Origin of the sequence: Halobacterium yunchengense, assembly GCF_037031165.1 — an archaeon.
Taxonomy (GTDB): domain Archaea; phylum Halobacteriota; class Halobacteria; order Halobacteriales; family Halobacteriaceae; genus Halobacterium; species Halobacterium yunchengense.
Map to the genome: position 1 here is coordinate 74,827 of NZ_JAYEZL010000005.1, position 8,306 is coordinate 83,132.

The window sequence follows — 8,306 nt, forward strand, 5'->3', positions numbered from 1 at the left end:
GACATTATCCACGGTCACATTTACTGCACCGAGTCACGATCTCCCGACTGACCCCCGGCTCATTGAACAGGTCTCCATTACAGGCACGGTCGGCAAGCCATTCCCAAAATACACTCCCGCGCTGACGGTGTGTAGCGCGGATCGTTTTGATACGAGTGAAGACTTGCTCCCAGTTTTCTGCCATCCGTTCCGATCCGTACTCGCTTGCGATTACTTCAACACCGTCAGCGTGCCGGGGACCGATGCGAAGCCCGCTCCGGAATACGAGGTCGGACGGTGAGTCAGCTGCTAAGACTCCGCGTGCCCAGTCCCGTACTGCGTCGGCATTCACGGATACGTCCTGTTCAATTTCGCTTGCGAACCCGCTGACGCCATCGCTCGGATCATCAGTTGGTGAATGTTTCTCAAGTCCGCGAAGAACAGCGTCGTACCACAGCTGAACAGCGTCTAGGAATGCAGCGTCGGTGTCACCTTCGGCTTCACCCTCCCAGTCTTCACGCAGGAAGTCCTCCCAGAGGTCTGCCTGAACGTCGTCGTTAATGAGCACGATTTCATCACCAGCACTGATCCGTGCAAGAGAGCGAAGGGAGTACTCCCCCGCTGAAACAAGGTGCTCCTCTGATCGAACTATTACAGGATGTGCATCCGAGAGCGTCACTGGAGAAGCATCTTCGAACTCAACACGGTAGCGAGAAACCGTGCCTGCCGACCCCCTTCCTCCTGAATCATCATCTTCACGTGATTGGGATGCAACAGAGAGGTACGTCTTGTAGAGGCTGTCAGTCAGCGTTCGTTCAGTGTCTTCCTCCACCTTGCTTCCATGAGTGGTTACGTCTAACTGCGGAAGATCAGTACCGGTTTGTGGCGGAAGATACGGCCGACGTTTCTGATCCACACCGTGCACACGTGAGACCAGAGTGCTGTCGTCATGTCCGAGTACAATAGTTTTCGGGACAGCCGGATGGTGGTAGTAGATCGAGGTTTGTGGTGGAAGTGCGTCGAACGTCACCAAAATATCAATCTGTCCGGGGTCAACGTCTCGCACAGTGTCTTCATCAAGTAACAATAAGTCATCACCGAGAACCCAATCGCTCGCCCGCTCCCGGAGGAAGATATCGAGCATCTCCTTGTACGTTTTCTTCGTACAGAGCACGCCGACGGATTTCTCCCGCGACGCTGCTTCATCGAGTACGTCCAATAACTTCTCACCCAAGGGGTTCCGCTCAGCAAGCCTGTCGAGGAGCGTATCAACAGTTGTAAGAGCCAAATCAAGTATCTCTGCGTCGATAACAGCCTCCTCGTGCAGTTCTTCAATTTCGTTGCGCCGACCATGGAGCCTTCGAGGAACCCACCGGTTACCTTGGTCGAGCTGATTCTGCACCCAATGGTCGTGGAGGTCAACCGGAACCGGAAGGCTACTGAGCGTATACCGAAGTCGTCGAACTGCACCTGCAGCGGTTGAATCCCCGATCTTTTCGCTGAACTCTTCTAGCCGGCCAAGTAACTCCCCTATCTCAGAATCACTCTCGACCGAATACACGTGGACTGAAGATGGTCCCTCGGTCAACGATTCTGCTGCAGATTTCCGCGAGGACATCTGGTTGCCGTTACTGGTCTCTTGGTCCGGCTGCAGTAACACGGGGTGTGGAAGGTCAGTTGGTGGGCCGACGTGTTGCCTCCTATCTGCACCGTATTGTTCTGCGAATACCCCGTGTACCTCAATATGAACAGGATGCTCAGAATGGGATTCCGTCAGTGACGACAACTCTTGGTCGTCAATCTGGGTAAGGTGCCGTAGTGAAGCGGAATCAGCAATCCCGCGCGTTTCACCCGTTGTTTGTTCGTTCACCTGTCTGCTTTCGGGTGTGTATGATTGCGGTGTTCCGTTAATGGGGGTACCTCTCCACGTCTGTATTTGGGCAGCGTCTCCGGCGTCGATCCCCGATACCCAGTTGTAGAGGACTACATCTGCAGGTGCATCAGTGAGGGACTCAATATCCCTGACTAAGGTGAGATACGGAGGATTCTCTTGGATAGTCGTTCCGGATGTCTCGACGTGAATTCCGTCTGTCACACGTGCGGTGGGGATGAGATCGAGGATTGGCGTGACAGTTGCGGCCGTATCCTCTGACTGCACAATCCCGTATTGCGAGAGAGCTTCCCGAACGTCCTTTTTCGTACCCCACCCGCCAGTCGCCGGTGTATGTACCGCAACCCGAATATCCGGGCATATGAGCTGGGCAATCGCCGTTCCCAGTATGGCTAACTCAACCCATTCTGAGTCATGGGACGGTGTGAGGAACTGAATCGATGGATCTACATCCTCAACATCCACCTCGCCGCCCAGTACATCTTGGAGTGTATCCGTGAGTTCATCGCCTGCCGACTCGCTTTGGGATGCCGCTAACGCGATTTCTGCGGTTTTGTTAATCACGGCGAGTTCGGCGGACCCCAGTTGAGGGGGGCTCCACGTAACCGGGCCGGTTCGCTTTACAAGCGAGTAGTCGTTCGAGAATTCTCCTATCCCGGAAACACCTCCAGGGGCGAGCGCTGGGTTAGACTGCTGGAATTGGCGGCGCAGAGATGCAACTACGTCCTTCGCGGTTGAGTCTATCCGGCTATCAGTTGACCCGTATAACTCGAATAGTTCCGGTGGCGAGGGATACACCTCAAGTGCTTGCAGAATCTTGCCAACATCCCTCACTTCACGAGCAGTGTCTACTCGTTCAAGATCGCGGACGAGAGGCTCGATTGCGGGAAGAATGTCGCCTGGACAGGCGTCCCCAGCAGACGCAATTGCTTCACAAATCCCGGTTCGGGTCCGGCTTGAACAGTCACGCGCCACCGAAACCAGTCGATCGATGGAGTCCACAATTAACTCAGGCCACGAACTTGCTGCAACACGGAGCACCGGCACCCACAATTTCGGTTCTTCTGAGAGGTCCTGCTGAATTGCCTTCTTCGGGTACACCTCTCGAATCCCGGCCAGATCATTGGACTGAATCGCTGAAAACACCGCGGCTAACAACTCGCCCGTATCTCGGCTTCTCCCACGTCCAGTTCGTACTTCCTCGACGAGCGGGGGGATGAACTCATTCCAGTGGTTTGGATAGATGCCGGCATCGAGTGCTGCCTGAATGAGTTCGCCAAGGTTTCGCTGTGAATTGGAATCGTCAACTTCGATGTATGTCCGGGAAAGACGTTCAATTATCCGGCCCGAATGAAATTCCGATAGAACAGACTTCTCTTCCAGCTCGTCGGTGAGGGCCTCCACCGTCTCTGTGTTTATGTGATCGCTTGACTTCGCCGCCAGCAGTCGAAGTGATCTCCACGGATGGTCTTGAAGAATTTCTGTAACCAGGTGGTGGGAGGTGGAGCCCGGATTTTCGATTGCTGTGTCGAGACTCCGGGTTGCGTATCCTTTGAAGTATCCGCCGACTGGATACGGTTTACCACCGACCTCAACTTTCCCGTCAAAGAGTTCGGTTACTCGCCTCAACAAACTGTAAGCATCCTTGGAGGGAGGAAGGCGTGACACGACACGATACGCCTCCATGCGAGTGTTATAGGAAAGTTCTTCTAGAGATTCAAATTCAATTGACTCGGTCAGCGTAAAGTCGTCTCTCGGGAAAATCGATGAGAGGTGTGCAAGAACCAGTTCGGTGTCTACTCGTTCGTTATCGAGTAAGTAGACCAGCTGGGGGTAATCAACCGGGGGTGAGGCCTCGTTGAGGATGATTTCGATACACTGGGCGGCGGTCAACGCATCGTACCCGGTCGATTGTGCTTGGTCAACGAGTACTGGGAGTTGGTCTGTTACTGATGCAGGTGATGGTGTTTCTTCGTTCTGTAACCAGTTAAGTAATGCACCGGGCTCTTCACCGGCGGGAGGAGTCTGTTCCGTTTCGTGATCGGTTTGGGCACGACTGCTGGATTGTTCTCCGTCGAAGTCGGAGATCGAACGCTGGGTCGTGTCCTTGTCCGTCACTGACTACCTTGGACTAGTTACCCTGCAAGCATAAACGATATGCATAGAATCACCCGTGGCGGGCGTGTCCTTCACGCGGCTATCGTATAGACAAGGAAGTGAGAGCAAATAGGTCCTGATATAGGAGGATAGATTTCGACTTAGACGTCCTGATTATGTGACTGCATGAGTTCCTTTGCTATCTCGGCCTGGGTGTGGTCATCTTGCTCATCTGCAGTCCGACTCTCGATTTTGTGGTCGAAAATGTAGCCCTCGTATTCTTCATCCCAAGTGTAGGCCTGCAGTCCTACGCTGGCATCTTGGGACACGTCGTAAATCACTTCGAATTCGGAGTCCCCCGATCGAGTTCCGCTTTCCCATGTCCGCCAGATACGGCACATGATGTTTCCGCCAGTGTTGACAACTGCTCCACCGTTCCACCCCTCTGGAACATCCACCGGTGACTCATCGAATGGCTCTCCGTACCCTAATTCACGGAGGAACTCTTCCCGGTTCGTCTGAGACATACCACCGGGTACTCAACCAGACATCATGAATGCTGGTATACTTCACCGAGAGAACCACAAATTCCGGGATAACACCCGACTAGAGGAGTTATCTGGCCGAAATCAAGGTGCCTCAAACTTGCCGAGACCGCTTGACTGATCGCCACCGTTCGAAACCCAGTGGACCGTCACAGTGTTACCCGACGAAATTGAACTGATGGTACCGATCTCTTGGCCATACTCAATAGATGAGGAGCTGGAATCTATCGTCGTAGACGTGGTGGTGTTCCCGGATTCTGTACCGACATTCCACGTTGCTTGGCTAACATCACCGGTAACCTTGAGCTTGCCAGTGTTCTCGGAGTCAATCGTATCTCCACCATCGTGTAGAATTTTGAGCTGCGGGCTACCACTCGTTGTGTAGTCGAATGCGATCTGGGTGTTCGGTGCGGGATGCCCAAACGAAACCTCTCCGGTAGCGAGCTCTCGTGGTTCACCTTCCTGCTTCAGATATAGACCGACACGATGTGATTGGTGGTAGTCTGCTTCGGCATCCGGAACGCGAATGATTTCTCCGCCAGTGTGTACATCGCTGCTAAGCGTTGTCTCTGTCGCCGTTTCACCGGCGACAGTCACGTAGACTGTCTGCCCTGCTTGGAGAACATCACCCTCTACGTGTGTGACGACGAGAGCACCGCCCTCAACTGCGAACTCAACTTCAACCTGCGGTGGCGATTCTGGAGTTGACTCTGAGTCACCATCTGTTCCGATGCACCCGGCAATTGCGGTTGTGAGTGTTCCACCGGCGACGGCGAGTAGTTTCCTGCGTTGCATATGCTACACCGCGGTAACCTACAGGTTCGGATAAACCCTAGCCGCGACATGCCACGACGCCAAACTCGCTATCAAGACCCTGTACGGGTACCCAGATGGGTTGAAACGATTTCTGGAAACTGATTACGCGAAACGGTTTCCGAATTGCAGTGGGCGTGCATCGTACGCTTCCAACTCATAAACTAATCAGTTGGTGAAGAGTTTGAACAACAACGGTCTGCGTTCCTATCCGACAAGCAAGGAACCGTGAACGTTTGCTGTCTTTCACAACTCAACTGTGTAGCCTGCAAAAGAATTGAAATACCGCTCAAACACCCGAAGTTGTTCTCCGGCGCGATCGGATGCAGTTGCTCGGATAATATTCGGAACTGGATAAGTATCCGCGAATCCAAGCTTTTCGGCACATTTTATCTTCTTCTTGATGTATACTGGGTTACGCATCGGGGTTCAAATCCAACGAACTCAGAGCCGAAGTTCGTCCTTCACCGAGGAGTGCGGGCCGCGCCGGCCGGTGACGAGTCCGGCTGCGGAGAACCGTCGAAAGGGCCGCATTCGGTTCGTTCGGCGGCTCGGCGACGGCAGAAAACGAGTTACGCCTCGAGGGGCGTCCGGTCGGCCGCTGCCAGGGACTCGACGTAGGATTCGGCGTCGAGGGCCGCCATGCTGCCCGTGCCGGCGGACGTGATCGCCTGCCGGTAGCGCGGGTCGGCGACGTCGCCGGCGGCGAACACGCCGTCGACGCTCGTCCGGGCGGTCGGACGACCGTCCGCGTCGGTCCGCGTGCGGACGTGGCCGTCTGCGTCCAGTTCGACGCCCGTCCCGTCGAGGAACGCGGTGTTCGGCGTGTGACCGACGGCGTAGAACACGCCGCCGACGTCGACGGTCTCGGTCTGCACGTCGACGCCGGCGTCGGCTTTCTCCCGGGGGTGGCCGTCGGGGTGGGAGACGAGCGTGGCGCCCGTGACGCCGTCGGCCTGTGAGCCGTGGACGGCGGCGAGTTCGGTGTTCCAGCGGAACTGGACGTCGTCGTGGTCGCGGGCGCGGTCGGCCATGATCTCGGACGCGCGGAGCTCGTCGCGCCGGTGGACGACCGTCACGGAGTCGGCGAACTTCGCGAGGAACAGCGCCTCCTCCATCGCGCTGTCGCCGCCGCCGACGACGAGGACGTCGTCGCCGCGGTGGAACGCGCCGTCGCAGGTCGCACACGTGGACACGCCGTAGCCCATGAGTTCGTCCTCGTTCTCGGCGCCGACCCAGCGGGCGCTGGCGCCGGTCGCGACGACGAGCGCGCGCGTCCGGAGCGTCTCGCCATACGACAGCACGAGCTCCTTGGGCTGGCCGTCCAGGGTCGCGGACTCGACGCTCTCGCGTCGGAACTCGGCGCCGAAGCGTTCGGCCTGTTCCCTGCCGCGCTGGACGAGGTCCATGCCGCCGACGCCCTCGGGGAACCCGAGGTAGTTCTCGACGTCGGTCGTCAGGGTGAGCTGGCCGCCGGGCTCGTCGCCCTCGAGCACGAGGGGATCGAGGTCCGCGCGCGCCGCGTAGACGGCCGCGGAGAGGCCGGCGACGCCGGACCCGGCGACGACGACGTCGCGTACGTCCCCGGTCATCTACTCGGTGTACTGCTCGACGAGCGACCGCAGCTGGTCCTCGCCCTGGAGGCCGACGACCTCCTCGACCTGGTCGCCGTCGGCGAACAGCACGAGCGTCGGGACGCCCCGGACGCCGTAGGCGGCGGCGAGCTGCTGGTTCTCGTCGACGTCGACCTTCGCGACTGCGGCGTCGGTCTCGGCGGCGAGCGTCTCGACGACGGGCTCGAGCATCTGGCACGGACCGCACCAGTCCGCGTAGAAGTCCGCGAGCACGACGTCGTTGGCGGCGACGAACTCGTCGAGTGCCGCCTGGCCGTCGACGGCCTGGGGCTCGGTCGGCGTCGTCGAATCGGCTCCGGAAGTGGTGTCTGCTGTCATCACCAGGTCGTACGCACCGGCGGTAATTAAGAGTTTTGGGAAGATTCTACAATACCATTCTGTCCGTCGAGCCGCCAGCCGACCGGACACAGCGAGCCGGACGTCGCCGACCCGGGCGCTGCGGAACGCGGGCGGGGCTGTACTGCGTGAAAATGGGGAGACGACACCAGAGAGCTGCGGGTCGCGCCGGGGCTGCAAGGGCCCAGAACAGCGGGTAGCGGGCGCGGCAGGCGGCCGTCAGCTCTCGATGGTCTGCGGGGCCGCGTCGGAGTCCTCGTACTTCGTCTCGAACTCCCGGATGAGCTGGCCCATCTTCGCGTACCAGTCGTTGAGCAGCCGCTGCATGTCGTCGGCGATGTTCGACGGGTCGGTCGGCCGGTAGACGTGGTAGTAGCCGCCCTGGTCGTAGTTCACCTGCTCCTTCTGGATGAAGCCGGCCTTGAGCAGCCGCTGGACGGCGCGGTAGGCCGTCGAGCGCTCGCGGTCGACCGCCTCGGCGATCTCGTCGACGGTCAGGGGATCGTCGGTGGCGACCAGCGTCCGGAAGACCTCCTTGTCGAGGTGTTTGAGGCCGTGGAAGCACTCCAGCAGCCCCTCGCACTCCATGTCCTGCTGGAGTTGTTCGGCCATCGAGTCGGGCATCGTTATCGTCCGTCAGTAGACGCCACGCGGTTAAAAGACTTGTGCACGGAACGCACAATCGCACGCACGAGTCGACAGTGGCCGGACGACGGGTCGTCCGGAGTCAGTCCGCGGCGCTCGGCGACGCCGCCTCCTCGTCGGAACGGAGTTCCCGGATCGAGCTGACGACGACTGCACCGGCGACCAGGGTCGCCGCGCCGAGGATGATCACGAGCGAGACCGTCTGCAGCACGGGGACGTCCATGACGTTCCCGACCTTCCGGACGGCGACGGCGATGGCGCCGAGCAGCAGCATCACGCCGAAGTAGACCTTGATCTCGTCCTCGTCGACGAGGCTGGTCGCGGCCGCGCCGAGGCGCGCGCCGAGGGCGCTCCCTGCGAGCAGCG

General features: G+C 58.5%; 6 protein-coding genes and 1 pseudogene. All 7 read right to left on the reverse strand.

What is annotated here, in order from left to right; all coding sequences use genetic code 11:
• Positions 1 to 4: 4 nt before the first annotated feature.
• Complete coding sequence (locus U5911_RS14150; protein WP_336037707.1) at positions 5 to 3,988, reverse strand: hypothetical protein; 3,984 nt, start codon at positions 3,986 to 3,988, stop codon at positions 5 to 7.
• A 140-nt stretch (positions 3,989 to 4,128) separates the two neighbouring features.
• Entirely contained in the window at positions 4,129 to 4,494 is a 366-nt protein-coding gene (locus tag U5911_RS14155; RefSeq protein WP_336037708.1) for a hypothetical protein, read from the reverse strand.
• 102 nt (positions 4,495 to 4,596) lie between these two features.
• Positions 4,597 to 5,307: a hypothetical protein gene (locus U5911_RS14160; RefSeq protein WP_336037709.1), complete on the reverse strand. Its 711-nt coding sequence runs from the start codon at positions 5,305 to 5,307 to the stop codon at positions 4,597 to 4,599.
• A 590-nt stretch (positions 5,308 to 5,897) separates the two neighbouring features.
• Positions 5,898 to 6,917, reverse strand: coding sequence for an NAD(P)/FAD-dependent oxidoreductase (locus U5911_RS14165; RefSeq protein WP_336037710.1), 1,020 nt, complete (start codon positions 6,915 to 6,917; stop codon positions 5,898 to 5,900).
• The gene (gene trxA, locus U5911_RS14170) at positions 6,918 to 7,277 is read right to left on the reverse strand and encodes a thioredoxin (protein WP_336037711.1); all 360 of its coding nucleotides are present in this window, start codon (positions 7,275 to 7,277) and stop codon (positions 6,918 to 6,920) included.
• Between the two features lie 237 nt (positions 7,278 to 7,514).
• The gene (locus U5911_RS14175; RefSeq protein ID WP_336037712.1) at positions 7,515 to 7,919 is read right to left on the reverse strand and encodes a helix-turn-helix domain-containing protein; all 405 of its coding nucleotides are present in this window, start codon (positions 7,917 to 7,919) and stop codon (positions 7,515 to 7,517) included.
• Positions 7,920 to 8,022: 103 nt separating this feature from the next.
• A pseudogene (locus U5911_RS14180) lies at positions 8,023 to 8,306 on the reverse strand (sulfite exporter TauE/SafE family protein); the annotation flags it as partial.

Excerpts from the sequence above, each read along its gene's own strand:
- U5911_RS14160 (WP_336037709.1), bottom strand. The coding sequence starts at position 5,307 with ATGCAACGCAGGAAACTACTCGCCGTCGCCGGTGGAACACTCACAACC.
- U5911_RS14155 (WP_336037708.1), bottom strand. The coding sequence starts at position 4,494 with ATGTCTCAGACGAACCGGGAAGAGTTCCTCCGTGAATTAGGGTACGGA.
- U5911_RS14165 (WP_336037710.1), bottom strand. The coding sequence starts at position 6,917 with ATGACCGGGGACGTACGCGACGTCGTCGTCGCCGGGTCCGGCGTCGCC.
- trxA (WP_336037711.1), bottom strand. The coding sequence starts at position 7,277 with ATGACAGCAGACACCACTTCCGGAGCCGATTCGACGACGCCGACCGAG.
- U5911_RS14175 (WP_336037712.1), bottom strand. The coding sequence starts at position 7,919 with ATGCCCGACTCGATGGCCGAACAACTCCAGCAGGACATGGAGTGCGAG.